This window comes from Rhizobium bangladeshense (assembly GCF_017357245.1).
Taxonomy (GTDB): Bacteria; Pseudomonadota; Alphaproteobacteria; order Rhizobiales; family Rhizobiaceae; genus Rhizobium; species Rhizobium bangladeshense.
Map to the genome: position 1 here is coordinate 278,576 of NZ_CP071612.1, position 25,712 is coordinate 304,287.

Below are 25,712 nucleotides of genomic sequence, written 5' to 3' on the forward strand. Positions count from 1 at the left end.
TGACGCAGGCAAAATCGGCCGCATCCGCAGACGGCTTTACACTTTCTTGATCGGCGCCCGTTAAGGTTCGGCCATCTGCAAACGAAGTACTAACCACGATGAATGCCGTGCAGCCGATCGCCAATGCATTGTCCGTGGCTGCCGCCCAGAGGAGCCGACTCAGGGCGCTGCTGACGCGTCTCTGGCCGGTCGTCATCGCCTATAGCGTCATCCTTGCCGCCGTCATTCTTGTTACCAAACTCTTCGGCGCCACCGACTATGTCGGTCCCGACAATGACGATGGCATGCGTCTTGTCGAGGTTCGCGATTTTCTTGCCGGCCAGGGCTGGTTCGATCTGATGCAATATCGTCTCGGCCTTGCCGGCGGTACGCTGATGCACTGGTCGAGGCTGATCGATCTGCCGATCGCTTCGCTGATCTGGTTCTTTGGCCTGTTTGCGCCGCGCGAAACGGCGGAGGCGCTGGCGCTCGCCGTCTGGCCGCTATCGCTCATCTTTCCTGTCATGCTTGCCATGGGCTTCGCCGGCCGGCGCATCGGCGGGATTGCCGGCATGCACATCGCTCTCGGTCTGACCGCGTTGACGATCTTTACCGGAAACCGCTTCGCCCCGGGCGCCATCGATCATCACAATGTGCAACTGGCGCTGGTTGCGACGATGGTGGCGATGCTCGTCGATCCGCAGCGTCGCGGCTGGTGCTATGCCATCGCCGGCGTTGCCGCGGCTGTCGCCATCGCCATCGGCGCTGAGACGACCCCTTTCGTTGCTGCCGTCTGCCTCACAGTCGCCCTGGTCTGGGCATGGGAAGGAGAGAGTGTCGCCGTCGCCGCCCGGGCCTTCGGATTGTCGCTGACGATCGCGATCAACATTCTTTTCTTCGCAACGGTGCCGCCCCGGCTCTATGCGATGGTCACCTGCGACAATCTCTCGATCGGCTATTACAGTCTGGCGGCGATCGGCGGCAGTCTCCTGCTGTTTTCGGCGGTCTTTGCAAGCCGCTTGCGTCGGCCCTTGCGCTTTGCCGCTCTCGCCGTTGTCGGCGCCGGCGTTTTCGGTTCGGCGATCCTCATCTCACCGCAATGCCTGAGCGATCCGCTGGGCAGTCTCGATCCGATGCTGGTCGAACTCTGGCTGCGGCATGTTTCGGAAGCCCAGTCGCTCCTAGCGCTGGCGCGCACCGATCCGTTCTCGATTGGCGCCTTCTATGCGGCAGGCCTCCTCGGCATCGCCGTCTGCATCTTTCGAATCATTCAGGGCGACCGCGTTCAGATCCATTTGGTCCTGCTCTTCCTGCTGGCCACGAGCTGGGCGATTGCGCTGGTCCAGGTGCGCGGCGCCGCTTTCTCTAACCTGCTTTCCATCCTGCCCCTCGCCTTGCTGATCATCGATGTCAGGCGCATCTCCAACAGCGACAGCGAGAATATCGCCGCCGCCTTCGTCTATGTGATGAGCGTACTCGCGAGCGTTCCGGTCGTCTGGGCCATCGGTGGCGGGCTTGTCTCGCTGCAGATGGAGAACGATCACCAGAAGAAGGCAGGGGAGCCGACAAAAGCGATTTCCTGCACATCCAAGGAGGCGCTGGCGCCGCTTGCGGGGCTTTCGGTCGGGCTGGTCTCCGCGCCGTCGGAAATGGGGGTATCAATCCTGCGCTTCACCCAAAACCGGGTTCTCTCCGCCCCCTATCACCGCAATCAGGGCGGCATGCTGACGGAGATGCATATCGGCCTGGCAAAGCCCCTAGAGGCGGAAGCCTTTCTGAAGGGGGCCGGTGTGACGGTGCTTGCCTTCTGCCCGAAGGACCCGCAGACGCGCGAGCTCGCAAAGCTGAAACCGGATGGTCTCTATGCTGAACTCGGCAGAGGGAATATTCCGCCCTATCTTGAGCCACTTCCGAAGGCTCCGGACGCAGTTATCCAGTTCTTTCGTTACCGGCCGACGGCGAATTGACGCCGACAGCCTTTATGATGCGCTGACGTCAGTGCGACGTACGGAGGGCCCGCAGACGGTCGCTGGCATAGAGCCCGAGGACGAAGAGGATCAGGCCGCCATTATAGCCGAGAATGGCATAAACAAGCGCCAGAAGTGACACCGGCCCGGGCGAGGTTATCGCCGCCAGCGTGAAGCTCATTCCGATCAGCGCGGCGACCAACGCGATCCCGGCGGCCGAGCGCATTAACCCGGCGCTGATGCCCAATGCTGCTGCTGTGAGAATAATCATTTCAGCACCTTCCCAGAGAGAACGAGGGGAAGCATAGGAAGCGCCAACTAACAAAGATTTACCGGCTCTCTCGGCCAAAAATCGTTTGTATTGCGGTGGTTAGCAATCCCTTTCATAGGAAACGCGCCTTTTATCTATGCGTTCCCCAGTGAAGCGAATTTTCCCGTTTTTCTTGTCATTCTACCTGCTGCAACGAGCGCATGCACCTAACGCTTGGACATATCTTGATGGAATGGGCGCCTCTTCCACGCCAATGGCTCAGCAGCCGGGAAAACAGGTCTCATCGGCGGTCGCGATCTTCCCGTTTCCCGCCAATGGAAATAGAAAGAAGGGATGAGCAACCTCTTCGATAGCGATTCGCCGACCAACCTTGCCGAATATTCGGTTTCGGAGCTTTCCGGCTCGATAAAACGCACCGTCGAAACCGCCTTCGATCAGGTTCGCGTGCGCGGCGAAATATCGGGTTATCGCGGTCCGCACTCCTCCGGCCATGCTTATTTCGCATTGAAGGACGACCGCGCGCGCATCGACGCCGTTATCTGGAAAGGCACGTTCTCGCGGCTGAAGTTCCGCCCCGAGGAAGGCATGGAGGTGATTGCCACCGGCAAGGTCACCACCTTTCCGGGCTCCTCGAAATATCAGATCGTCATCGAGACGCTGGAGCCGGCCGGCGCCGGCGCGCTGATGGCGCTGATCGAAGAGCGCAAGCGCAAGCTCGGCGCCGAGGGCCTGTTCGATGCGGCCCGCAAGCAGCGGCTGCCCTTCATGCCGCATGTGATCGGCGTCGTCACCTCTCCGACCGGCGCCGTGATCCGCGATATCCTTCACCGCATCTCCGACCGGTTTCCCGTGCATGTCCTCGTCTGGCCGGTGAAGGTTCAGGGAGAGGGCGCCGGCGAGGAGGTGGCGAACGCCATTCGCGGCTTCAATTCGCTGGAGCCGACCGGCGCCATCCCGCGCCCTGATGTGCTGATCGTCGCGCGCGGCGGCGGCAGCCTGGAAGATCTCTGGAGTTTCAACGACGAGATCGTCGTGCGCGCTGCTGCCGCAAGCCGGATACCGCTGATCTCCGCCGTCGGTCACGAGACCGACTGGACGCTGATCGACTATGCCGCCGATGTCCGCGCTCCGACGCCGACCGGGGCGGCGGAGATGGCCGTGCCCGTCAAGGCGGAGCTCGAGGCGCAGGCCGCCGCTCTTGCCGCCCGCCTGCAGGGCTGCATGAACCGGCAGATGGATCAGCGCCGCCAGTCGGTCCGTAGTCTGATGCGTGCATTGCCCTCGCTCGATCAGCTTCTCGCCTTGCCACGCCGTCGTTTCGACGAGGCGGCGGCAGGCCTCGGCCGTGGGCTGGAGCTGAATACGATCAACAAGCGCCGCGGCTTCGAGCGTGTTGCCGCGCATCTGCGCCCAGACCTTCTTTCCGGCCGTATTGCCGAGCGCCGTCAGACGCTGAACGAGCGGATGGTGCGGGCCGAACGCATGGTCGAACGGCTGATCGACCGCTCGGCGTCACGCATCGCGCGCGCCGAGGCGATCCTTGCTTCGCTGCCGGCACGGTTGAAAGCGCAAACCGACCGCTCGCGCGAACGTCTCGGCAATCTTTCGCGCCATGCCGATACGGCAATCCGCCACCAGCTGACGCGCGCCCGCGCCGAGCTCTCCGCGCAGGACCGCGTGCTGCAGTCGCTCTCTTATAAGAACGTGCTGAAGCGCGGCTACGCCGTCATTCGCGATGAGGATAACAGGCCGGTCTCACAGGCCGCCGCACTCTCCACTGGCGCGAGCATCGCCATCGAATTTGCCGACGGCCGTGTCGGCGCCATGACCACGGAAGGCGGCGACCCGCCTGGTGGCGCCAAGAAGCGCAGCACAAAACCGGCGGAGCCGACGAAGCAGGGAAGCCTGTTCTGACAATGCGGATCCTGCTTGTGCTTGCCCATCCGCTGCCGGAAAGTTTCGCCGCCTCGGTCGCGCACACGGCTCGCGAAGCGCTGGAAGCCTCCGGTCATGTCGTCGATCTCCTCGATCTCTACGCTGAGAGTTTCGATCCACGCCTCTCCGTGGCCGAGCGCCGTGCTTACTTCGATATGTCCTACGATACCTCCGATGTGGCCGATACCGTTGCCCGGTTGAAGGCCGCCGACGGTCTCGTCCTCGTCTTTCCGCAGTGGTGGTTCAATTTCCCCGCCATCCTGAAAGGCTTCTTCGATCGCGTCTTCGCACCAGGTGTGGCTTTCAGGCATGATGCCGCCGGCGGCCGGATCGTGCCTGAACTCACCAATATCAGGCTGCTCTATGCGCTGACGACGACGGGCTCGCCCTGGTGGCTGGTGCATCTCTATATGGGCAATCCCGTCCGCCGCCTGCTGAAGCGCGGTATCGCCAATTTCTGTTCGAAGAAGCTCGTCTTCCGCATGCTGAGCCTGCACGACATGGACCGCACGACTGATGCCAGGCGCAAGGCGCATCTGGAGCGCGTCCACAAGGCGCTCGCTGAAGTCTGATTATTCAAAGTCCGACAGGAACTTCTTCAGTAGTCGGTCGAACGCGGCCTTATCCTCGGCCGTCAGGTTGCGCGTCAGCCGCTGCTGATTGGCGACATGGGCGCCGACCGCCTCTTCGACAGTCGCAAGCCCCTTCTCCGTCAGCGCAATCAGCACACTGCGCCGATCCTGCGGATTGACGATACGCTCGACCAGGCCCGCCTTCTCCAACTGGTCGATCCTGTTCGTCATTGTGCCGGAGCTGACCATCGTCATTTCCAGGAGCTCGCCCGGCGAAAGCCGATGAGGTGCGCCGGAGCGGCGAAGTGTGGCCAGCACGTCGAAGGCCGAGGTGGAAAGCCCGTGTGTCATGAGCACGGCTTCGACTTCGCGGCCGAGATGGGTGCCGAGGCGCTTCAGGCGTCCGAGGATGCCCATCGGTTCGACGTCGAGATCCGGCCGCTCGCGCCGCCATTGCGCCAGAATCCTGTCGACATGATCCTGCTTCTGTTCGCTCATGCCACATCGATATCATCAGATATCTTGACGTCAAGATAAAAAGCTCTATGCTGGATTTATCTTGAAGTAGAGATTCTTGATATGAAGACAAATGCTCGCTATCTCGCCGATGTGCTGACCACCGCTGTCGCCCCCGCCATTTGGGGCAGCACCTATTTCGTCACCACATCCTTCTTGCCCCAGGGCTATCCGTTGACGGTTGCTCTGCTGCGCGCCCTGCCGGCGGGCCTGCTTCTGCTGCTGATTGTCCGGAAGCTGCCGACGGGCGTGTGGTGGGGCCGCGCCTTCATTCTCGGCGCGCTGAACTTCTCGTTCTTCTGGGCGATGCTCTTCGTCTCGGCCTACAGGCTGCCGGGCGGCGTTGCCGCAACCGTCGGCGCCGTGCAGCCGCTGATCGTCATCGCGCTGTCGCGAGTTTTTCTCGGCAAGCCGATCCAGCCGCTGGCCGTGGTGGCAGGATTCGTCGGCATGGTCGGCGTCGGGCTGCTGGTGTTGACGCCAAAGGCGGCGCTCGATTCCATCGGTGTCGCCGCAGGCCTTGCTGGCGCCGTCTCGATGGCGTTCGGCACGGTGCTAGCACGGCGCTGGGCACCGCCGGTCTCAAATCTTACCTTCACCGCCTGGCAACTGACGGCGGGCGGCATCCTTCTGGTGCCTTTCGCCCTTCTGCTCGAACCGGCGCTGCCGATGCCGACCGCCGCAAACCTTGCCGGCATCGCCTATCTTGGCTTGATCGGCGCAGCCTTCACCTATCTGCTCTGGTTCCGCGGCCTGTCGCGCATCGAGCCGTCGGCGATCTCTTCGCTCGGCTTTCTGAGCCCTGTGGTCGCGACCCTGCTCGGCTGGCTGGCGCTTAGCCAGAGCCTGACGCCGGTACAGATCGCCGGCTTCGCCATGGTGCTTGCCGGCGTCTGGCTCAGTCAGCGCACGATGATGCCGCTCAGGCCCATTCGCCCTGCCGCATCACCGGAACCCGCGAACCGTCCGGTGTGATACCGTCGATGTCGACCTTGTCCGAGCCAATCATCCAGTCGATGTGGATCAGGCTGGAATTGCCACCCTGCGCCTTGATCTGCTCCTGGCTGAGGGCCGCGCCGTTGAGGAAGCACTTGGAATAGCACTGGCCGAGCGCGATGTGACAGGAGGCGTTTTCGTCGAAAAGCGTGTTGTAGAACAGGATGCCGCTCGCCGAGATCGGTGAGGAATGCGGCACAAGCGCCACCTCGCCGAGCCGGCGCGCGCCCTCGTCGGTATCGAGCACCTTGTTCAAGACCTCTTCGCCGCGTGACGCCTTAGCCTCGACGATCCGCCCGCCTTCGAAACGCACCCGGATATTGTCGATCAGCGTGCCCTGGTGCGACAGCGGTTTGGTGCTCGACACATGGCCTTCGACCCGCAAGGCATGCGGCGTGGTGAAGACCTCTTCGGTCGGAATATTCGGGTTGCAGGTGATGCCGTTCTTGGCCGTGGATGCGCCGCCGTGCCATTCATGCCCGTCGGCGAGGCCGACTGTCAGATCGGTGCCCGGTCCCTGGAAATGCAGCGAGGCGAAGCGCTCGCCGTTCAGCCAGGCGGAGCGCTTGGCGAGAGTGGCATTGTGTTCCGCCCAGGCAGCGACGGGGTCATTGAGATCGACGCGCGAGGCCGCAAAGATCGCCTTGGCAAGCTTGGCGATCGCCATCGGTTCGGGATCGTCGGGGAAGACCACCTTCGCCCAAGAGGGGTTGGGATAGGAGACGATGTTCCAGTTGATGTCGAAATTCGAAATTTTCTCCAGCGCCGGCTTGTATGCTGTGGATGTGGCGCGATTGGCGCGGCCGACCTTGCCGGGATCCTGCTCGGCAAGCAGCATAGGATTGTCGCCCGCGACCGCCAGACGGGCCGCTCCATTGGCATAGGCCTTGGCCATGCCCTCGTAGAGCCAGTCGGAGGCGCGATCGAAACTCTCGTCGCTGCCATATTGGAAGCGCGCAAGCGTCGTTTCCTCGTCGGAATAGAAGGTGCTCACCAGCCCGGCCCCGGCCTGATAGGCGTGTTTGGTGATGAAACGAACGAGCGGCAGCGCCACGACAGGCGCGGTTATCACCAGATCCTGGCCCTTCTGCAGCTGCAACCCGACCTTGACGGCGACTTCCGCGAGCTTCTCGAGCTTGACGGGGTCAACGGTGTTCTGGCTCTGGGGCACGAAAGTCATGGTTCAACCTGCCTTTGTCATCGAGGTAAGGCTGAAAGACTTAGACCCGTTTGCGGCGAAAATGAAGCGCGCCGCTGCCGATTTGAAAGCCGCGGAGCGCGATGCCCGACCGCTTTCACCATGACGTCTCAGGCGGCGGCAGGCAGCCTGAGCAGGATCGACTTATGCTTGTCGAGAAACTCCATCAGCCGCTGCGGATAGTCCTCGCCGACGGCGACCTGCACGCTCCGGCGCTCGCCGAGCGCTCTCCGCCAGCGCGTCACCCGCTCAAGCCCGTCGAAAATGCCGCTATCTCCCAGCTTGTCGAATACATCGAAATACCGAAAGACCGGCGCGAAGACGGCGTCGACGAGGCTGAAGCTGCTGCCGGAAAAATAAGGTCCATCCGCGAGTGCTCCTTCGAGCGTCGTGAACTTGTCGGTGAGCGCCTTGCGCTTGGCCTCCAGCTGCTCCACCTCCGTTGCCGTTTCATAGCCCCAGAGATCGGAAAGCACGGACGATCCGAATTCCATCCATCCGCGATGGCGGCCGCGGGTAAGCGGATCTGCGGGATGCAGGGCGGATCCCGCCTGCGTCTCCTCCAGATATTCGCAGATGACGCTGCTTTCGAAGAGAACGGCCTCGCTGCCATCCTCTTCTTCGATCCTGAGCAGCGGCACTTTGCCGAGCGGCGAGATCTGCAGGAACCAGTCCGGCTTATTGGCAAGGTCGATGTTGACGCGCTCGAAGGCCACCCCCTTTTCGAGAAGCGCGATCGCGGCGCGCTGCACATAGGGGCAGAGATGGTGGCTGATGAGTGTAAGCCTGCTCATGAACGTCTCCTCGCAGTCTAAGTAGATGCATATGCATATAATATTGCTTGCGGCTTCGTTCAAGATAAATGTATCTGCATCTATGACGGAAAAGACACCGAAGCCGAGCGAAGCCGCCACCTCTGCCTGGACCAGCATCATGCGCGCCCGTGAACGGCTGCTCGCGGCGATCGAGACCGATCTGAAAGCGGCCGGCATGCCGCCGCTTGCCTGGTATGACGTGCTTTGGGAACTGGCGCGCTCGAAAGACGGCAGGCTGCGGCCTTACGAGATCGAGGAGCGGACATTGCTGGCGCAGTATAATCTGTCCCGGCTGATCGACCGGCTGGAAAGAGAGGGCCTGGTCCGGCGCGAGGTCTTCGCCGAGGATGGCCGCGGCCGCTGGGTTGTGATTACCGATGCCGGCCGAACGCTTCGCACGCGGATGTGGACTGTCTATGCGGCAGCGATTGACGCCCATGTCGGCAGCAAGCTTGCCGACGACGAGGCGAAGGCGATTTCCGGTCTGCTCGCTCGTTTCCTCTGATCAGGCGATCAATGGCGCACCCATCGCTTTCAACACCTTCAGCGCATCCTTCGGATCGAGCCGCACCTGCAGCCCGCGCTGTCCGCCATTAATATAGACCAGCGGTTCGGCGAGAGCGGTTTCTTCGATCGCCGTCGGCACGGCCTTCCTCTGGCCGAAGGGGCTGATGCCGCCGACATGGTAGCCCGTCAGCCGCTCGGCATCGGCGGGCTTCATCATACTGGCCGACTTGCCGCGAAAGGCGCTGGCGAGCTTCTTCATGCTGACTTCGCGATCTGACGGCACCACGACGCAGACAGCTTTGCCGTCGACCTCGGCCATCAGCGTCTTCAGCACCCGCTGCGGCGCTTCGCCCAAGGCTTCCGCCGCCTGCAGCCCGACGCGCTCAGCGCCCGGATCATAATCATAGGTGTGGATGGTGAAGGCAATGCCTGCCTGGGAAAGAACCTGTGTCGCGCGCGTGGTCTTGGACATTTCGGCGCCTGTCAGTCTTCGAATGTGCCGGCATAAATCTGCGGCTTGAACCCGATCACCAGCTTGTCCTCGGTCTCCAGCACCGGCCGCTTGATCATCGACGGCTGGTCGAGCATCAGCGCGATCGCCTTTTCCCGGTTCAGGTTCTCGCGCTCGGCATCGGGCAGTTTGCGAAAGGTGGTGCCGGCGCGGTTGAGCACCGTATCAAGGCCGGCCTTGTCGATCCAGGCTTCGAGATGGGCGCGGTCGATGCCGAGCGCCTTGTAATCGTGAAACTCATAGGCGACGCCGTGCTCTTCCAGCCAGCTGCGGGCTTTCTTCATCGTGTCGCAATTCTTGATGCCATAGATGGTGACGGCCATGCCCGATCAGTCTCCCTGTGACGGCAGCGGGATAGCATGCGGAAGGGCCGGCGCAAACGCCGCGCGGCATTTATCCCCGGTAGCGCCTGCTCAACTCTCCAGCGTGCCGGCCTTGCGTGCGGCCCTACTGGGCCTGGCGCAGACGATCTTCATCAGGTCGTCGCGCCGGCGCACCAGCCGATCCGAGGTTCGGGTCAGGATCAGCCCTTCCTGCGGCGCATGCAGGTCGATGCTGCCGTCAGTCTGACCCGGCCGGGTGACGATCGTCGCCAAAAGCTCGCCCTCAGCAACCCTGTCGCCGATGGTGCGATGGAACAGCACGGCGCCGCCTTCGGGAGCGCGGATGATTTCCACATTGTCCAGCGGCACGGCGGGACCGGCGAACACGGCCGGCGCCCTTCTTTCGTCGCTAACGATCCCCCGTGCGGCGAGGAAGCGCCAGAGCCCGTCCGCATCCCGCTTCGCCAGCAGCGGATCGACGTCGCGCTTACCGCGCAGTTCGACCGTTACCGAAAGCCTTCCCGGCAGCCGGGATTGTCGTTCGCCGGGAACCTCATATTTCCACGCAAAACCGACGGCCTCCTCGAAGGCCGAGCTTTCGCCATCCGAAAGCAGCACCGCCTCCATGTCGAGTGCGGCGGCAAGATCGGCGGCCTCCGGCCAGAAGGCCTCATCGATATAGGCATATTGCAACGATTCGTCGTCGCAGTGCAGATCGAGGACCAGATCGGCGCCGAGCGCCATGTCCAGGAGTTGACGCTTCAGCTGCTCGGTAGCCGGATAATCATCGAGGTCTTCCGTCAGCATTGCCCGATCGGCAACGGTAATCAGCGGAAAATCCCGATTGAAATTGGTGCGCGAGCCGAGATCGAAACGGCCCTGCAATTCGCCGAAATGCGATTGCGCCGCGCCGATCGGGTTGGCCTGCGGCACGATGGTGATGTCGCCCGCGACTGCGCCTTCGCCTTCCGCCTGCCGCAGACGCTCGCAGAGGAAGTGCAGAAGAGCGGTTCCCGGCAGTTCGCCGGCATGAAGTGCCGCCTGGATATAGGTCTTTGGCGCCTTCGGATCACGGCCAGCAAAACGCAGCACCGGTAGCCGCCACTCTATTCCCGGCGTATCGCCTGGGATGATGATCTCCGAGACGTCCATGCTTTCCTTGCTCCGCGTTCACCAGCCCGACGGGCTCCAGCTTTATGCCCGGAAATCCGGCGAGCGCAAGCCTCGCCGGCATCCTTGCCTCAACCGGGGCGAAGCCCGAAGCAAAGCAAATTGCCGCTGTTGTTGATCTTGTCCCGCCGCCCGAGGCTCCTGAGAGCATGCACGAAACCAAAAATCGCCTGGGCTCCCAAGCCCTGAGGCCCGCTCCGCTGTCCCGAGCCGCCAGGATATTATGGAGGATGAGAGCTTAAGAACAAAAAACGAACGATTTGCGCAAGAAACGGGTTGAAACGAGGGCCTCTCCATACGATCCTTTGGGAGGTCGAAAACGCGGAGGCTGTGTCATGGCAGAGACAAGGCGCCACTATCTCATCTTCGAAACGGCGGGCGGTTTCTGCGGCATCGCCTGGAGCGACGCCGGCATCCTGCGATTCCAATTGCCGACGAAAACCGCCGAGGCTACCGAGCGGCTGCTTCTGCGCCGTCTGCCCGATGGCGAGCCCGGCCTGCCGACGCCTCAGGTCCTTGAGACAGTCGCGGCGGTGAAACGCTATTTCCGAGGCGAGGAAACCGATTTTTCCGGCGTCGAACTCGACTTGGCCGGCCAGGACGACTTCTTCCTGGAGATCTATGCGGCGGCAAGGCGTGTCGGCTGGGGCCGCACCACCACTTACGGGGCGCTGGCCAGGGAACTCGGCGCCGGGCCGGAAGCGGCCCGCGACGTCGGCCAGGCGATGGCGAAGAACCCGGTCGCCCTGATCATCCCCTGCCACCGAGTGCTTGCCGCCGGGGGCAAGATCGGCGGCTTCTCGGCGCCTGGTGGTTCGTCATCGAAGGCCCGCATGCTGGAACTCGAAGGCGTCCAGCTCGGCCCGCCACCGCCCGCCCAGCAGTCGCTGGGTTTTTGAGCAGCGGCGGCGTTTCTTTTACAGGATCTCGGCGGCTCAATGCGGGCTGGCCGTCGGGCGGATGATGATCTCGCTCACATCGACGGCGTCAGGCTGACTGACGGCATAGAGGATTGAGTTGGCGACGGCTTCGGGGCTGATCGTGATCGCCCTGAACGACCTCATGGCGTCCCGCGCCGTCGGATCGGTGATCGTGTCGGCGAGTTCAGATGTCGTGGTGCCGGGTGAGATGACGGTCACGCGGATGCAATTGGTTTCCTGCCGCAGCCCGTCCGAGATCGCCCGGACGGCAAATTTCGTCGCGCAATAGACGGCCGCAGTCGGCGAGACGCTGTGGCCGCCGATCGAAGACAGATTGATGATCTGCCCGGATCCCTGCGCTTTCATGATCGGAAGGGCTGCCGCGATGCCGTAGAGGACGCCTTTGATATTGACGTCGACCATCCGATCCCACTCGTCGATCTTGAGCGCGTCGAGCGGCGAGAGCGGCATGACGCCGGCATTGTTGACGATGACATCGAGCCGGCTGAATTCGGTCTTGGCGAAGTCTGCAAAGGCTTCCACCTGGGCACGGTCGGTGACGTCGAGCTTTCGCAGACGCACCGTTCCACCTCCGGCTTCGATTTCGCCGGCGAGCGCCTCCAGGCGGTCGCTGCGGCGCGCGCCGATCACGACCCGCGCGCCGGCGGCGGCTAGCACTTTGGCGGTGGCCTCTCCGATGCCGCTGCTGGCTCCGGTGATGGCTATGACTTTTCCTTCGATATCAGACATTTCAAGCTCCATGAGCTGGTTGGGGATCTTCGTGATGGTCAGTTCGGAAAATCGGCGCTGAGCGTCGTCTCCGCCCAGGCGTCGAAAGTGGCGCGCAGCGCATCGAGCCGTTCGCGGGCGATCTTCAGGGAGGCTGCACCAAGCAGCAGGCGGAGCGGCGGTTCGCCCGCCTCGAAGGCCGAGATGATCGCGGTTGCCGCGCGCGCGGGATCACCAGGCTGCCTACCGGAGACCGAGCGGGTGGCCTGGCGCCGCTTGCCCGCGGTCTCGGCATAATCTTCGATGATGGTGCTGGATTCGACCATCGAGCGGCCCGCCCAATCGGTGCGGAAGCCGCCGGGCTCCAGGGCCAGCGCCCGCTTCCCGTGCGCTGCCGTGAGATCGCCGAGCGTATCGGGTCTGCGCGCCGTAACGGCAGCGCGCCAGCCGCGTGCCAGCACGGCTTCTGCGAGCGCTCGGCCGAGGCCGGATGACGCGCCGGTGATGAACCAGATGGGTGTGGTGGAAGACATGGTTGTCATCCTTTCCGGCCGTCCTGCGCGGCCTTCTCCTATGTGCAGATCCACTGCAGACAGTTCATTCGCGGCGAAGCACCATGCCGCCATGATGGAGCGTATTGTCGTCGACGAAATGGCCGTCGGCGGTGAAGCCAGTGTCGTCCCAGTATTCGATATGCGTTCCGGTGACCTCGTAGCGTCCGCGATAGGCGCTCTCCCGGCTTCCGCGGGCCTCGTCGTAACGATTGTCGGGCAGGAGTTCGTGTCGGACGCGGCCGTCATCGGTGACCCACATTCCGACATAGGGATGTTGCTGCATGGTGTTCTCGCTTGGCTGTCGACGTGCAGGGTTTCGGCTGTCCGAAGCATCGGCGGACGACGCCGGGATTGCAGTGCCCGCCAGGATGGCCGCGGTGAAAAAATAGCGAACAGGACTGCTGGAAATCTTTCGCATTGCTCTTCCTTTCGAAGCGGTCGGCACGAGGTTTTGGCTACGTCCTGACCTCGACAGGAAGATAATCTTCTCCGACGACGCGGTTAAGTTGCCAACATCGGATGGCTTGGTTAGGTATACTAACCAATGGTCGACGATCTCGAAGGTATTTCAGTCTTTCTCGCCGTGGCGGAAGCGCGGAATTTCCGCCTCGCTGGTGAGCGCCTCGGCGTTACCCGCTCCGCTGTCAGCCAGGCCTTACAGCGTCTCGAGGACCGCCTTGGGGCTCCCCTGATCCAGCGCACGACGCGCAGCGTCAGCCTGACCGAGGCCGGAGAGGTCTTCCTTGAGGCGGTTCGTCCCTCAATGCGCCAGGTCAGGGATGCGATGCAGGCGGTGCGCGACATGCAGGCGCGCCCGAGCGGCCTGCTGCGGATAGCAGTCTCCTCCATCGCCGAGCGCTTCCTGTCGGGCACTTTGCTTGCAGGTTTCATGCGGACCTGCCCCGGCATCAAGATCGATATCACCATTACCGACGACGAGTTCGACATCGTCGAAGCCGGTTTCGATGCCGGCGTAAGGCTCGGAGAGGTGATCGAGCAGGACATGATCGCAATACCGGTCTCCGATCCCCAGAGGCAATGCGCAGCCGCATCTCCTGCCTATCTCCAGCGTAACGCTCCTCCTCGCCATCCTCGCGACCTGCAGAACCATGCCTGTATCGGATGGCGTCCGCGCCCGGACACCGCACCCTATCGCTGGGAATTCACGGAGAATGGCCGCGACTTCGACGTCGCCGTCGATCCCGTGCTCACGACCAATGACATGGGAATGATGATCCGCATGGCCTGCGCCGGAGCTGGGATCACGTTTGGGATGGTGGAAACCTTTGCGCCCTATATCGATTGCGGCGAGCTAGTGCCGCTGCTGGAGGATTTCTGCCCTCCATTTCCCGGCTTCTATCTCTACTATCCCAGGCGCCAGCGGCAGCCAGTGAAACTGCGTGCGTTGATCGATTACGTCAGGAAGTCCGGCAGGTCGTAATGCGTCGGGACTCGCTGATTGATTCAGGTGCATCGGGAACGGAGATCATGATGGCCGACGACAGGCCCCTACGCCTCGAAACCATCGCGTACGGCTTGCTGCACGACTCTTGGAGGGAGAACGTTCCTAAGGCGCCGCTATCGGACCCTGGCGCTGCCGGTCTTCGACAGTCCCTTGAGGACGCACATGTCAGAATGGACCGATTGCGGTGCCATCCAGGTCCGTCCCGGCAAGCGCTTCGAGCCTGCCGCAGGGAAGCTGCGGGATTGTTCGCGAGATCAGGCAGGAACATAGATCAGCTTGATCACATTCTCGTCAACCCGATCGTGGCTCACAAGGCGGAGCGGCGGTCGGGCCCCGGTGAAATAGGGTTTGCCGTGGCCGAGCACGACGGAATGCAGATAGATGTGGTACTCATCGATCAGGCCGAGTTCGGTAAGGCTTTGCGCCAGGTTCGGGCCGGCAACTTCGATCTCCCCATCGCGCTCGGCCTTCAGCGCCCGCATCGCGCCCTCGAGATCATCCCCAACAAGGCTGGCGTTGGGACCGACCGACGTCAACGAGCGCGAGGCCACCCACTTCGGCTGTTTCCGCCACGCCGCTGCAAAGGCTTGTTGCTCTTCATCCCATTCGGGGTGATCCTCATCCCAATAACGCATGACCTCATACATCTGCCGGCCGTAGACACTGCCCGCCAGCCTCTGAGTCCCCTCGATGAAGTGGCGGAAGAGCACGGGACTTGGCGCGAACGCCATATGGTCGACGTAGCCGTCCAGTGACTGGTTCATTCCGAACACGAGCTTAGCCATGCCAACTTCCTTCCATTTCGCGGCACATCGGCGCTACAACCATGGCACTTTCCAATTGGGTCAGGGTAGCTCGACTGATTTCATTTTGCAATTGGTTTGTGTTCGTGGCGCTCCACGTGCAGGCTGCATGATCGGGGCCAAAACCTTCCGGCGGCGTGTTGGGTCGATCTGCGGTGCATCTCCGGAGAAACAGGCAAGACTGCTCGACAAACCGGCAACCCGCGGGTTGGAGAAGGCTCCATAAGAAGGTCGTCGAAACGCACGATGAAGGAGACCTAATATGACGACCATTTCCCTCGTGACTGGCGGGAGCCGCGGCCTCGGCCGCAATACCGCGATCAGCATCGCGCGCCATGGCGGCGATGTCATCCTGACTTATCGAAACGGCGCCGAACAGGCGAAGGCAGTCGTTGCCGAGATTGAGGCTCTTGGCCGCAAGGCGGTAGCACTGCAGCTCGATGTGGCGGACGTTTCTTCGTTCAGGACATTTGCCGACACTGCTCGGCAGGCCCTGTCGACGACCTGGAGCCGCGATAACTTCGACCATCTGGTGAACAACGCGGGGCAAGGCGAAATGGCGAGCTTCGCTGAAACGACCGAGGCGCAGTTCGATGCACTCTTCAACACCCATGTAAAGGGCGTTTTCTTCCTCACGCAGACGCTTCTGCCACTGCTTGCCGACGGTGGTCGCATCGTCAATTTTTCGTCGGGCCTCACGCGTGTCTCCGCGGCCGGCTTCTCCGCATATTCCGCAGCCAAGGGTGCGGTCGAGATACTGACCATCTATATGGCCAAGGAACTTGCAAATCGCGGCATCACCGCCAACACGGTGGCGCCGGGCGCCATTGAAACTGACTTCCTCGGCGGTGCCGTGCGCGACATGCCGGACCTCAACAAGCAGTTCGCCGGCATGATCGCTCTCGGTCGGGTCGGTGTTCCCGATGACATTGGGCCTATGGTCGCCAGCTTGCTCGGCCCCGACAATCGCTGGATCACCGCGCAGCGCATCGAGGTCTCCGGTGGCCAGGTAATTTAATGCTGCAGCCGCCAGCAAGCGCAGCGTAAAAGGCGCCGCCGGTCACCGGCGGCGCCTTTGTCGAGAGAGGTTTTGATGGCAACAGGGGCGCGTCAGATAGCACGACGATCAGTATGGCTTGCGTCCGCTCTTGTCGCTCCTGAGGGCGGAACGGCGACGTTCTTGCCCGATTGTCCAAGCCAGCTTGCGCAAGCGAGTCATGTGCATAGAATGGCTGGCATGACACAGACGCTGCTAGAAGCCGTTCGCCGCTACGCCGATGCCAACGCCGATGATCTCGGCATTGCTCGTACACCCGTGCCCGGGCTCAGCATGATCCGCGCGACCGCACCCAGCGAATTGCAATATGCGATAAATAGACCTCTCGTTGCGCTCGTTGTGCAGGGTGGCAAGCGGGTAACGATGGGCAGTCATACCTTCGACTTCGGCGCCGGCGACTCGCTGCTGATCGCCGCTGACGTGCCGACTGTCAGTCAGATCACACGCGCGAATGCTGGTGTGCCCTATTACTCCTTCGTCTTCGAGCTCGATCCCGCGGTGATCAAGCCACTCGCAGTCGAGATGCGCGCGGTACAGGGGTCTGTCGACGGGCCGGTCCGGGTTGATCCTACCGAAGCCGAGGTCGCCGAGGCGGCGCTGCGGCTGTTGCGCGTGCTCGATCGCCCTTCCGTCCTTCCGGTGCTGCAGGAGCAACTGATGCGCGAGCTTCATTTCTGGCTGCTCGCCGGCCGCCATGGATCAGCGATCCGTAGTCTGGGCGTGATTGACAGTCATGCCCAGCGCATCGGCAAGGCCGTAGCGCTTATTCGAGAGTGTTATGACCAGCCGCTGGGCGTCGAACGTCTCGCGGAAGTGGCCGGCATGAGTGTGTCGTCCTTCCATGAGCATTTTCGTGCGATCACCTCGCTATCGCCGCTCCAGTTTCAGAAGCAACTGCGTCTGATTGAGGCGCGGCGGATGATGCTGTCTGAGGGACAACCGGTAAGCAACGCGGCCTATGCGGTTGGCTACGAAAGCGTGCCACAGTTCACCCGCGAGTATGGACGCATGTTCGGCGTGCCTCCCGTCCGTGACATCAAGCAGGCAAAGAACCGAATAATGCATGCAGCGTGACGGCATTACAGCACGAGATAGGCCGCCACCGTCTTTTTATTACCAGTGTCCTATGTAGTCCGTGCCGTATTCTCGGATACCGCCGAATGGGCAAAATCATTCCCACTCGATCGTGCCGGGCGGCTTCGATGTGACGTCGTAGACCACCCGGTTGATGCCGCGCACCTCGTTGATGATACGGGTGGCGGCGCGGCCGAGGAATTCCATGTCATAGTGGTAGAAGTCGGCCGTCATGCCGTCCACCGAGGTTACGGCGCGCAGCGCGCAGACGAATTCATAGGTGCGCCCGTCGCCCATGACGCCGACGGTCTGGACAGGAAGCAGCACGGCAAAGGCCTGCCAGATGGCGTCGTAGAGGCCTGCCTTGCGGATTTCGTCGAGGTAGATCGCATCGGCTTCGCGCAGGATCTCGAGCTTTTCGCGGGTGATGCCGCCGGGGCAGCGGATGGCGAGGCCGGGGCCTGGGAAGGGGTGGCGGCCGATGAAGCTGTCGGGCAGGCCGAGTTCGCGGCCGAGCACGCGCACCTCGTCCTTGAACAGTTCGCGCAGCGGCTCGACGAGCTGCATCTTCATTCGCTCCGGCAGTCCGCCGACATTGTGATGCGACTTGATCGTCACCGACGGGCCGCCGGTGAAGGAGACGCTCTCGATGACGTCGGGATAGAGCGTTCCCTGGCCAAGGAAATCGGCGCCGCCGAGTTTCTTTGCCTCTTCCTCGAAGGTCTCGATGAAGAGCCGGCCGATGATCTTGCGCTTGGTTTCCGGGTCGCTGACGCCTTCGAGTTCGCCGATGAAGCGGTCCGACGCATCGACGTGCAGCAGATGTAGATTGTAGTGCTCGCGGAACATCGCAACGACATTGGCCGCCTCGTCCTTGCGCATCAGGCCGTGGTCGACGAGGATGCAGGTCAGCTGGTCGCCGACCGCCTCGTGGATCAGGAGTGCTGCAACCGAACTGTCGACGCCGCCCGAAAGCGCGCAGATGACGCGCTTGTCGCCGACCTGTTTGCGGATTTCGTCGACCGCCTTCTGGCGATAGGCCGACATCGACCAGTCGCCCTTGATGCCGGCGACATTGTGGATGAAGTTGCCGATCAGCTTGGCGCCGTCAGGCGTATGCACGACCTCAGGGTGAAACTGAACGCCGTAATATTTGCGCTTCTCGTCGGCGATGAAGGCGAAGGGGGCATTGGAAGAGGTGGCGACCACCTCGAAACCCTCGGGCAGTGCGGTGACGCGGTCGCCATGGCTCATCCAGACCTGATGGCGCGAGCCGGAGGACCAGAGGCCTTCGAACAGCTGGCAATCCTTGTCGACATCGAGGAAGGCGCGGCCGAACTCGCGGTGATGGCCGCTTTCGACCTTGCCGCCGAGCTGCATGCACATCGTCTGCTGACCGTAGCAGATGCCGAAGACCGGCAGGCCGCTGTCGAAGATGATGTCAGGCGCTCGCGGCGATCCCTCGTCCACCGTGGACGCCGGGCTGCCGGACAGGATCACCGCCTTCGGCTGCAGGCGCTTGAAGCCTTCTTCGGCGGATTGGAAGGGAACGATCTCGCAATAGACTCCGGCCTCGCGCACGCGCCGTGCGATGAGCTGGGTCACCTGGCTGCCGAAATCGACGATGAGAACGGAGTCGGGATGTGCTGTCTGGGTCATGGCGAGGCTTTAAAGAAAAGCGCTTCGCCTGGCAATCCGGGAAATCGACGGCGTCGGGTTTTTATTGTTCCGATTGTCCCCCGCCTTAAAAGGCGCGCCGCGCTAAAACCAGAAAACTCCATCCTCCAGCGCGGCAAACAGGCTGTCGACGCCGTAGGAGAGCTTACGGTCCACGATGTGCAGATATTCCGTCCAGCCGGAGATATGCTGCAGTTCGACCGCGCCGTCGGAAATCCCGCGCAGGCCTATCAGCGGCAGCTTGTAGCCTTGGCAGGCGCGCAGCACCGCATAGGTCTCCATGTCGACCATGTCGGCGTCGATGTCGCCATAGGCGGTACCCGAAATGACGTTGCCGCCGGTGGAAAGGCTTGCCTCGGGAATGCCGGGGATGCGCAGCGGCAGCTCGAGCGCCGCGGGCAGGTCGAGAAACGGCGTCCTGCCCTTTTCGAAGCCGAGCGGCGAGGCGTCCATGTCGCGGTAGGAAACCGAGCTCACCTGATAGACTTCGGTCTGCTCCAGTTTCGCCGAACCGGCCGAGCCGAGCGAAACCACGAGGTCCGGCAGGTCGTCGGCCGCATCCAGCCGTGCCAAGGTCTTGGTCAGCGCGACCGCCGCCTCGACCGGGCCGACGCCGGTCATCAAGGGTTCGATGCGCGAGCGCAGGAAGGGACCGTATTCGGCCTCCGCCGCCATGACGAACAGCATGGATTTTCCTGCGACCGACTTCAGCTCGAACTTCATCCTGTAATTCCTTCTCTCCCGCGGATGACCATCATCGTCCCGGTCATGGAAGCGATGAGTTTCGCTGGCCCGTCGCTGATCGCGTAGCCTCGCCCGTCGGCGACGATGATGGTGGAGCCGGGTTTGGTGATTTCCCCGCGAAACAGGAAGCGCTCGCCACGCCCCGGCGACATGAGATTTACCTTGAATTCGATCGTCAGGATCGAGGCTTCGGGGTCGATGAGGCTGTAGGCCGCAAAACCGCAGGCCGAATCCAGCGCCGCGGAAATGATGCCGGCATGCAGGATGCCGTGCTGCTGTGTCAGCTTGACGTCGAAGGGAAGTTCGATCTCGACGACGCCGTGCTCGACGCGCGTCAACTCCGCGCCGATCGTCTGCATCGCCGCCTGGCGCGCAAAATTGCGGCGGATTCGCGCGCGGAAATCGCCTCTGTCAGTCTCGCTCATGGCTACCCCTCTCGAAGCCGGGAAAGTGGCATGGCGGGCTGGATTCGACAAGCTGAACGTCGCAGAAATCCATCTGGACGCCGCTGGAAACCCCAACCCGTGTCGCCGGGGCAACCCTGCGAGCCGCGTTTGGCTGGACATTAGCGCCAGATGCCTAGATCCGGACGATATGCTGGTCCCAGGCGACGTCGCTGCGCCTGGACAGGAAATCGCCCTCATAGGAGGAGACCGCAAAGCCGCCGCGTGCCGGCGCGATGCCGGCCGCCTCCGGAACGGCGATTTCGGCCAGCACCTTTCCGGTCCTGGCATCGATCGTCACCGACGCGCCGCCTTTCGGCGAAGTGATGCCGACGAGGCCTTCGCTGCGATTGACGGCGATCGCCCCGACGTAATTGGCAAGCCTGCGCGTCGTCTCCTCCGGCAGCTCGACGAAGGAAAGATCTTCCCCCTTGGCGAAATGACCGACGAGCGGCGGCAGGTCCTTGCGGCCGCCCTCGTACTGGCAGGCGAACCAGATGCGGCCCCCGCCGCCGAGGTCGACGTGGCGGGTCGACAGCTGCGACCATTCGTCCGGCAGCACGTGTTTTTCGATCAACGCGCCCGTTGCCGCATCGATCAACACCAGCGACGGCTGCATCGCCCCGAGATTGAGCTTGGTTCGGCCGAAGTCCGGATGTGTCTCGATGCCGCCATTGGCAACGATGAGAAGGCGCCCGTCATCGGAAACGGTCATGTCGTGCGGGCCGATACCGTAGGTCTCGAACTCGCCGATGCGGGTGAAGCGGGCGGTTGCATCGTAGATGCCGATCATGCCGCGATTGCCATCGAAATCGTTCTCGCTGGCGTAAAGCAGGCGGCCATCGGGAGAGAAGGCGCCGTGGCCGTAGAAATGCCGGTCTTCCCGGGAGCTGATGACGATCGGCTCGCCCTTGTTCCGAGGGTCGAAGATCATCGCATAGGTGCCGGGCCGGCGCGCAAAGGCGACCGTCTTGCCCGTGGCGGCGCTGAATGCCATGCCGTGGGCTCGGGCGGGGAGCGCCACCTCATCGATGATTTCGCCGCGCTCTGTGACGGTCGCGATGGCAAAGGAGCCGTCGGCGGCGCGAATGCCCGAGGCGTAGACGGCGTCCGTGCGTTCCAAGGCCAGCAGCGACCTCGGTGTCAAAGCCGCCAGGAAGCCGATCCCTGCCGCCTTGAGGAAGCTGCGCCGATCGATCGTCGTGCTTCTTATCATCTCTTCAGTCTCCGTCCGAAAAGGAAAAGCCTGCCGAAAGGCCGATCGCCGCGCCATATTCGTCACTTATTCTGGTGATCAGCTCGCGGCTTTCTGCAAGCAGCGCGTCGAGCTTGGGCTTCTCGGCATCGCTCACGGCGACGTCGATGTCGGGATTGAGCTTCGGTACGCTGTCGAGCAGCGATTTGAAATCCTCGTCGATCGAAGCGGCGATTGACTTCTTGTCCGCAGGCAGAAGCTCGGCCATGCCGGCCTTCTGCCACAGCGTGCGCAGGCCCTCCAGATTGGCAGCCATGGATTTCCAGGTGTTCTTCGAACGCCAGTAGATGGCCATGCGCGGGCGCGGCGCGGTGTCCTTGCCCTTGTAGAACTGCTCCAGCCGCTGGTCGCGGACGTTTTCCGCACCGTGAACGAGAATGCCGAGCAGTGCTGTCACGGCTTCCCTGTCGTCGATGAAATCATTGCTCTGTGGGCCTGGATGTTTCCAGCTCGCCTGCACGCCGTCGGGCTTTTCCCAGGCTGCGACGACTTCGCCCGCCTCACGCTGGATATTGCCGGCGACCGCCTGGCCGTAAAGGCAGCGGAAACCGCCCTTCTGCTTGACGAGGTCGTCGGAGCCGTTGCCGTAGAGCACATATTCCAGCGCCGTCAGGCCCTGCAGCGCGACGCTCTTGCCGGCGATGGCATCGACGGTGGCATCCTTCGGATCGGCCTTGGCGATCAACGCCTGCACCTGCTTCAGGCCGACACCCTTGCGGTCGGGATAAAACAGGATGTGCTCAAAGAGATTGTCCTGGATGACAGGGCCGATCTGGACGATCTCGATGGTCGACCAGTAGCGGATCGTGTCGTCGAAAGCTGATTTCGCCTTGTCGAGCGTCTGTTGCGTGCCGTCGTCGCAGAGATCCTTCATCGCCGTCGTCAGCCGGGCGGCCGATTGCTGCATGTTGCGATAGCCGGGGCGGATCACCTCGTCGACCGCACGCTGCATCACGGCGGGAACGGCATCCTCGTTCAACCCTGCCGGAGGCGCGGCTGTCTGGGCGGCCGCCGATGTGGCGAGACCGATCAGAGTGAGGCAGAGCAGGGGGTGCCAAAGGCGCATCAAAGTGACTCCAGGAATGTAATCAGTGCCTCCCTATCGTCTCGGGACAGGGAGGAGAAAGCGTTGCGGGCCCTTTCAGCTTCGCCGCCATGCCAGAGGATCGCTTCGGTCAGATCCCGCGCACGGCCGTCATGCAGGAAAAAGCTGTGTCCGCTGACAGTCCGGGTCAGTCCTATACCCCATAGCGGCGGCGTGCGCCATTCACGTCCGCTTGCAAGGCCCACCTGTTGCCCGTCCGCAAGGCCGTCGCCCATGTCATGCAGGAGAAAATCGGAATAGGGCCAGATCAGCTGGAAGGACTGCGCCTTGTTGGCGGTATCCCGCCGGGTAACGAATTTCGGCACATGGCATGAAATGCAGCCGGTTTCGTAGAAAAGCCGCTTGCCCTGCAGCGTCCGGGGAAAGCTCGCCTTGCGGCGCGCCGGCACGGCCAGGTTTTCCGAATAAAAGGTGACGAGCTCGAGAATAGGTCCCGGTGCTTCTTCTTCGCCCAGCCGCTTTTGCACGCCGGTCTGCATCTCAAGACATTTTTCTTCTGCGCTCGTGCAGTCGCCATGTGCGTCCGGCCGGTCGGGCGTCGAGATGCCGATATCGTTGGCGAAGGCGTCGGCGCTCTGATCGCGCACCGTGGCGTTCTGCGCCTTCCAGCCGAAGCGGCCGAGCGCGATCTTGCCGCTGCGGCGGTCGCGCACGATCGCGGCTTTGCCCGAAATGCCGTCGCCGTCTGCATCATCGGGGTCGGCATGGGCACTGATATCGGCCTCGGGAATGGCTTCGATCAATCCAAGGCCGATCATCGCCGGCGCCATGCGCGCCGAAATGGTCGTCGCTGCGTCAAGCGGCCCGTAAGCGAGATTCGTCGCCGCATAATTCGGCCGGCGCAGCGACACGACCTCGCCATCGCCAAGCGTCACCTTTTCCTCGCGATAGCTGATCGCCATCCTGCCTTCGGCGGCAAGCCCGGGAACGGCAAGGTCCTGCAGTTGATGGCCATAGACCGAATCGGGGAAATTGACGATATCGGCATTCGCGATCGCCTTCTCTTCCTCGGGCGTCTTGGCCGCGCGTGCCAGCCGCAGGAACATCGAGGTGGCGCTTGGACCGCCCTCCGGCGGTTTGCCCCGGCCGTCATTGACATGGCAGCTCATGCAGGAGCGGGCGTTGAAAAGCGGCCCAAGGCCATCGGAAGCCTGTGTCGAGGAAGGAGCGGAAATCCAGAGCTTGCGGAACAGCGCATTGCCAAGCTTGAAATTCTGCTCTTCATCGAAGGGTATATTGGCTGAAATATGCGAGAAACTGTCCTCGGTGACGGGATCGACCGACGTCGCTGCCCCCGCCTGCATCGCTTCATATTGTTCGGCCTTGGCAAAATCTCTGGTCGGCCGCGTGACGTCGGCGACGCGTTTGAGATCGGCCTCGGAAAGGTCGGTGCGGTTCGTCGGCAGATCGAAACCGGCGGCGATGGCTGCCGGCGCTCCTGCAAGGGCGGCAAGGGTGGCGATGCGGACGGATAGCTGAATTCTTGAGAAGAAGCGATTGTTCCGTCCAACAAGTTTGAGGGTGTCGGCGCGTGCCTCCCTTGCTACTCCCTCATTCCTGTGCTCGGACTTGACCCGATGGATGTCACAGGAATCCATTGCGTCCAAGTGCTTGGGCGCGAAAGACTCCCCCTCAGCCAAGTCACTCACGACGCCGATGCGTGGTGGCTGGATTCCTGCGACATCCCTCGGGCAGAGCCCAGACACAGGAATGAGGGAAGTAATAGATGGCATTTCAGGGTTCGGGCCGCTCCGGCTTCCGAAGCGGCCGCCTTTTCGCTTATTTGAAGACGGCGTTAGGATTATCCAAGCTGTCGGAACCTTCAAGCTGAACCGTGCCGAGATCGAGTGCGGCAATAACGCGCTGGATCGACTTCGTCTGGTCGATCAGCCCGTCGATGGCGGCCTGGACGACGGCATTGCCTTCCTTGTTGCCTTCGCCGATCATCTGGTCATACTTCTCGACCGTCTCGCCACGGTTGGCCATCGCGTTCATCGCATCGAGCGTCTTGTTGAGCTTGCCTTCCATCTCGGCATCGAGCGCCTTGTCCTTGGCGGCGACGAGGTCGTGCAGCGACGGGCCGCTGAGCTTGGTGCCGTCGACACGGGTGTAGTTGCCGGTATAGGCGGCGGCGATGCCGATCGCGTCGTTCAGGTGCGAGTTGTAGGTATTGTCCGAGAAGCAATCATGCTCTTCTTCCGGATCATGCAGCAGCAGGCCGAGCTTCATGCGCTCGCCGGCAAGCTCGCCGTAGGAAAGCGAGCCCATGCCCGTCAGGATCGCGACGAGGCCGGCTTTCGGATCGGCTTCGACGTTCTTCGTCGCAGCCCCGTCCGGCTTCCAGTCGTCCACCATTTCCTGCAGGTCGGAAACGAGCAGGGTGGAAGCCGACTTCAGATATTCGGCGCGACGGTCGCAATTGCCATGCGTGCAATTCTTGAGGTCGTAATCCGTTGCCGGACGGTTGCCGGCGCCAGGCCCGGTGCCGTTGAGGTCCTGACCCCAGAGCAGGAATTCGATGGCGTGATAACCGGTCGCGACGTTGGCTTCGATGCCGCCGGCTTCCTGCAGCGTGCCGGAGAGGAATTCCGGCGTCAGCTTCGAGGCGTCGACATCCTTGCCGTCGATCTTGATCGTCTTGTTGGCGATGACATTCGCCACATAGAGCGAGTTTTCGTCGCTCTCGGTGCCGTAGGAGGGGTCGACATAATCGATCAGGCCCTCGTCGAGAGGCCATGCATTGACCTTGCCTTCCCAGTCGTCGACGACCGGATTGCCGAAACGATAGACTTCCGTCTGCTGGTAGGGAACGCGCGCCCTGATCCAGGCGTCCTTCGCTGTCTTCAGCGTCTCGTCGGTCGGCGCCTTCAGGAAGGCGTCGATCGCAGCGTCGAGCGCCTTGGCCGTGGTCAGCGAGTCCTCATACTTGGCGTGCGCTACCTCGGCATAGTGTTTCACCACGGCGCTAGCATCCGTCTCGGCCTGCGCTGGAAGGGCGAGCAGGGCTGCGGGGGCAATCGCCAGCACGGCTGCGCGGAATTTGCTGTTGAGCTTCATTATCCTCTCCTGTGACGGATCTTCCGTCTAATCGGCCTCCGTCTCTTCGCGCAAAAGCAAACTGGTGTC

Annotated in this window: 27 protein-coding genes; 9 read left to right on the forward strand and 18 right to left on the reverse strand. The window is 62.4% G+C overall.

The window, feature by feature from the left end:
* The first annotated feature begins 98 nt into the window (after positions 1-98).
* Complete coding sequence (locus J2J98_RS01365) at positions 99-1,946, forward strand: hypothetical protein (RefSeq protein WP_207602150.1); 1,848 nt, start codon at positions 99-101, stop codon at positions 1,944-1,946.
* A 28-nt stretch (positions 1,947-1,974) separates the two neighbouring features.
* Here the strand turns inward: J2J98_RS01365 and J2J98_RS01370 are convergent, their stop codons facing one another.
* Entirely contained in the window at positions 1,975-2,217 is a 243-nt protein-coding gene (locus tag J2J98_RS01370) for a hypothetical protein (RefSeq protein WP_064707678.1), read from the reverse strand.
* A gap of 333 nt (positions 2,218-2,550) precedes the next feature.
* On the opposite strand from J2J98_RS01370, the gene xseA reads away from it, so the two are divergent.
* Together xseA and J2J98_RS01380 are read left to right on the forward strand one after the other, a co-directional pair.
* Complete coding sequence (gene xseA, locus J2J98_RS01375) at positions 2,551-4,131, forward strand: exodeoxyribonuclease VII large subunit (protein ID WP_207602151.1); 1,581 nt, start codon at positions 2,551-2,553, stop codon at positions 4,129-4,131.
* 2 nt (positions 4,132-4,133) lie between these two features.
* Complete coding sequence (locus J2J98_RS01380) at positions 4,134-4,724, forward strand: NAD(P)H-dependent oxidoreductase (protein ID WP_207602152.1); 591 nt, start codon at positions 4,134-4,136, stop codon at positions 4,722-4,724.
* Here the strand turns inward: J2J98_RS01380 and J2J98_RS01385 are convergent, their stop codons facing one another.
* Positions 4,725-5,222: a MarR family winged helix-turn-helix transcriptional regulator gene (locus J2J98_RS01385; RefSeq protein WP_138394351.1), complete on the reverse strand. Its 498-nt coding sequence runs from the start codon at positions 5,220-5,222 to the stop codon at positions 4,725-4,727.
* Positions 5,223-5,303: 81 nt separating this feature from the next.
* Here J2J98_RS01385 and J2J98_RS01390 point away from each other — a divergent pair, with 81 nt between their 5' ends.
* Positions 5,304-6,215 (forward strand): EamA family transporter, encoded by a 912-nt coding sequence (locus J2J98_RS01390; protein WP_138394350.1) that lies wholly within the window; start codon positions 5,304-5,306, stop codon positions 6,213-6,215.
* Here J2J98_RS01390 and J2J98_RS01395 read toward each other — a convergent pair.
* Together J2J98_RS01395 and J2J98_RS01400 are read right to left on the reverse strand one after the other, a co-directional pair.
* A complete protein-coding gene (locus tag J2J98_RS01395; RefSeq protein ID WP_207602153.1) occupies positions 6,163-7,416 on the reverse strand; it encodes an aminopeptidase in 1,254 nt (417 codons plus the stop codon). The genes J2J98_RS01390 and J2J98_RS01395 overlap by 53 nt on opposite strands.
* Before the next feature lie 128 nt (positions 7,417-7,544).
* Positions 7,545-8,228, reverse strand: a complete 684-nt coding sequence (locus J2J98_RS01400; RefSeq protein ID WP_207602154.1) for a glutathione S-transferase family protein — start codon at positions 8,226-8,228, stop codon at positions 7,545-7,547.
* A gap of 82 nt (positions 8,229-8,310) precedes the next feature.
* On the opposite strand from J2J98_RS01400, the gene J2J98_RS01405 reads away from it, so the two are divergent.
* The gene (locus J2J98_RS01405) at positions 8,311-8,754 is read left to right on the forward strand and encodes a MarR family winged helix-turn-helix transcriptional regulator (RefSeq protein WP_207602155.1); all 444 of its coding nucleotides are present in this window, start codon (positions 8,311-8,313) and stop codon (positions 8,752-8,754) included.
* Here the strand turns inward: J2J98_RS01405 and ybaK are convergent, their stop codons facing one another.
* From ybaK to J2J98_RS01420, 3 genes are all read right to left on the reverse strand, one after another.
* On the reverse strand, positions 8,755-9,228 hold the full coding sequence (ybaK, locus tag J2J98_RS01410) for a Cys-tRNA(Pro) deacylase (protein WP_207602156.1): 474 nt from the start codon (positions 9,226-9,228) through the stop codon (positions 8,755-8,757).
* A gap of 11 nt (positions 9,229-9,239) precedes the next feature.
* Positions 9,240-9,590, reverse strand: coding sequence for an ArsC family reductase (locus J2J98_RS01415; RefSeq protein ID WP_207602157.1), 351 nt, complete (start codon positions 9,588-9,590; stop codon positions 9,240-9,242).
* Between the two features lie 90 nt (positions 9,591-9,680).
* Positions 9,681-10,742 carry a M14 family metallopeptidase gene (locus J2J98_RS01420; protein ID WP_207602158.1) on the reverse strand — a complete coding sequence of 354 codons (1,062 nt, stop codon included), beginning with the start codon at positions 10,740-10,742 and terminating at the stop codon, positions 9,681-9,683.
* 353 nt (positions 10,743-11,095) lie between these two features.
* Here J2J98_RS01420 and J2J98_RS01425 point away from each other — a divergent pair, with 353 nt between their 5' ends.
* Positions 11,096-11,659, forward strand: coding sequence for a methylated-DNA--[protein]-cysteine S-methyltransferase (locus J2J98_RS01425; RefSeq protein ID WP_064707689.1), 564 nt, complete (start codon positions 11,096-11,098; stop codon positions 11,657-11,659).
* A gap of 36 nt (positions 11,660-11,695) precedes the next feature.
* Here the strand turns inward: J2J98_RS01425 and J2J98_RS01430 are convergent, their stop codons facing one another.
* Genes J2J98_RS01430 through J2J98_RS01440 form a run of 3 tightly spaced genes read right to left on the reverse strand, consistent with a single transcriptional unit; the run spans position 11,696 to position 13,381 of the window.
* Positions 11,696-12,430, reverse strand: coding sequence for an SDR family oxidoreductase (locus J2J98_RS01430; protein WP_207602159.1), 735 nt, complete (start codon positions 12,428-12,430; stop codon positions 11,696-11,698).
* Between the two features lie 38 nt (positions 12,431-12,468).
* Positions 12,469-12,951, reverse strand: a complete 483-nt coding sequence (locus tag J2J98_RS01435; RefSeq protein WP_207602160.1) for a Rossmann-fold NAD(P)-binding domain-containing protein — start codon at positions 12,949-12,951, stop codon at positions 12,469-12,471.
* A 55-nt stretch (positions 12,952-13,006) separates the two neighbouring features.
* Entirely contained in the window at positions 13,007-13,381 is a 375-nt protein-coding gene (locus J2J98_RS01440; RefSeq protein WP_207602161.1) for an Atu4866 domain-containing protein, read from the reverse strand.
* Positions 13,382-13,507: 126 nt separating this feature from the next.
* Between J2J98_RS01440 and J2J98_RS01445 the strand changes: the two genes are divergently transcribed.
* Positions 13,508-14,404, forward strand: a complete 897-nt coding sequence (locus J2J98_RS01445) for a LysR family transcriptional regulator (protein ID WP_207602162.1) — start codon at positions 13,508-13,510, stop codon at positions 14,402-14,404.
* 278 nt (positions 14,405-14,682) lie between these two features.
* On the opposite strand, the gene J2J98_RS01450 is transcribed toward J2J98_RS01445, so the two are convergent.
* Positions 14,683-15,213: a dihydrofolate reductase family protein gene (locus tag J2J98_RS01450; protein WP_207602163.1), complete on the reverse strand. Its 531-nt coding sequence runs from the start codon at positions 15,211-15,213 to the stop codon at positions 14,683-14,685.
* 280 nt (positions 15,214-15,493) lie between these two features.
* On the opposite strand from J2J98_RS01450, the gene J2J98_RS01455 reads away from it, so the two are divergent.
* Entirely contained in the window at positions 15,494-16,249 is a 756-nt protein-coding gene (locus J2J98_RS01455) for an SDR family NAD(P)-dependent oxidoreductase (protein WP_138394343.1), read from the forward strand.
* A gap of 219 nt (positions 16,250-16,468) precedes the next feature.
* Positions 16,469-17,362, forward strand: a complete 894-nt coding sequence (locus J2J98_RS01460; protein WP_207602164.1) for an AraC family transcriptional regulator — start codon at positions 16,469-16,471, stop codon at positions 17,360-17,362.
* A 96-nt stretch (positions 17,363-17,458) separates the two neighbouring features.
* Here J2J98_RS01460 and guaA read toward each other — a convergent pair whose 3' ends face one another.
* The 7 genes from guaA to J2J98_RS01495 form a co-directional block, all read right to left on the reverse strand.
* On the reverse strand, positions 17,459-19,021 hold the full coding sequence (gene guaA / locus J2J98_RS01465; protein ID WP_064707697.1) for a glutamine-hydrolyzing GMP synthase: 1,563 nt from the start codon (positions 19,019-19,021) through the stop codon (positions 17,459-17,461).
* 102 nt (positions 19,022-19,123) lie between these two features.
* Positions 19,124-19,762, reverse strand: coding sequence for a 5'-methylthioadenosine/S-adenosylhomocysteine nucleosidase (locus tag J2J98_RS01470; RefSeq protein WP_064707698.1), 639 nt, complete (start codon positions 19,760-19,762; stop codon positions 19,124-19,126).
* Positions 19,759-20,208, reverse strand: a complete 450-nt coding sequence (locus J2J98_RS01475; protein ID WP_064707699.1) for a PaaI family thioesterase — start codon at positions 20,206-20,208, stop codon at positions 19,759-19,761. The genes J2J98_RS01470 and J2J98_RS01475 overlap by 4 nt, the downstream gene beginning before the upstream one ends.
* Before the next feature lie 154 nt (positions 20,209-20,362).
* Positions 20,363-21,442, reverse strand: a complete 1,080-nt coding sequence (locus tag J2J98_RS01480; protein WP_207602165.1) for a DUF1513 domain-containing protein — start codon at positions 21,440-21,442, stop codon at positions 20,363-20,365.
* Positions 21,443-21,446: 4 nt separating this feature from the next.
* Positions 21,447-22,547, reverse strand: a complete 1,101-nt coding sequence (locus J2J98_RS01485) for an imelysin family protein (protein WP_138394340.1) — start codon at positions 22,545-22,547, stop codon at positions 21,447-21,449.
* The gene (locus J2J98_RS01490) at positions 22,547-24,319 is read right to left on the reverse strand and encodes a di-heme oxidoreductase family protein (protein ID WP_246569384.1); all 1,773 of its coding nucleotides are present in this window, start codon (positions 24,317-24,319) and stop codon (positions 22,547-22,549) included. Before J2J98_RS01490 ends, J2J98_RS01485 begins: the two co-directional genes overlap by 1 nt.
* A gap of 46 nt (positions 24,320-24,365) precedes the next feature.
* On the reverse strand, positions 24,366-25,643 hold the full coding sequence (locus tag J2J98_RS01495) for an imelysin family protein (RefSeq protein ID WP_207602167.1): 1,278 nt from the start codon (positions 25,641-25,643) through the stop codon (positions 24,366-24,368).
* Positions 25,644-25,712: the final 69 nt, after the last annotated feature.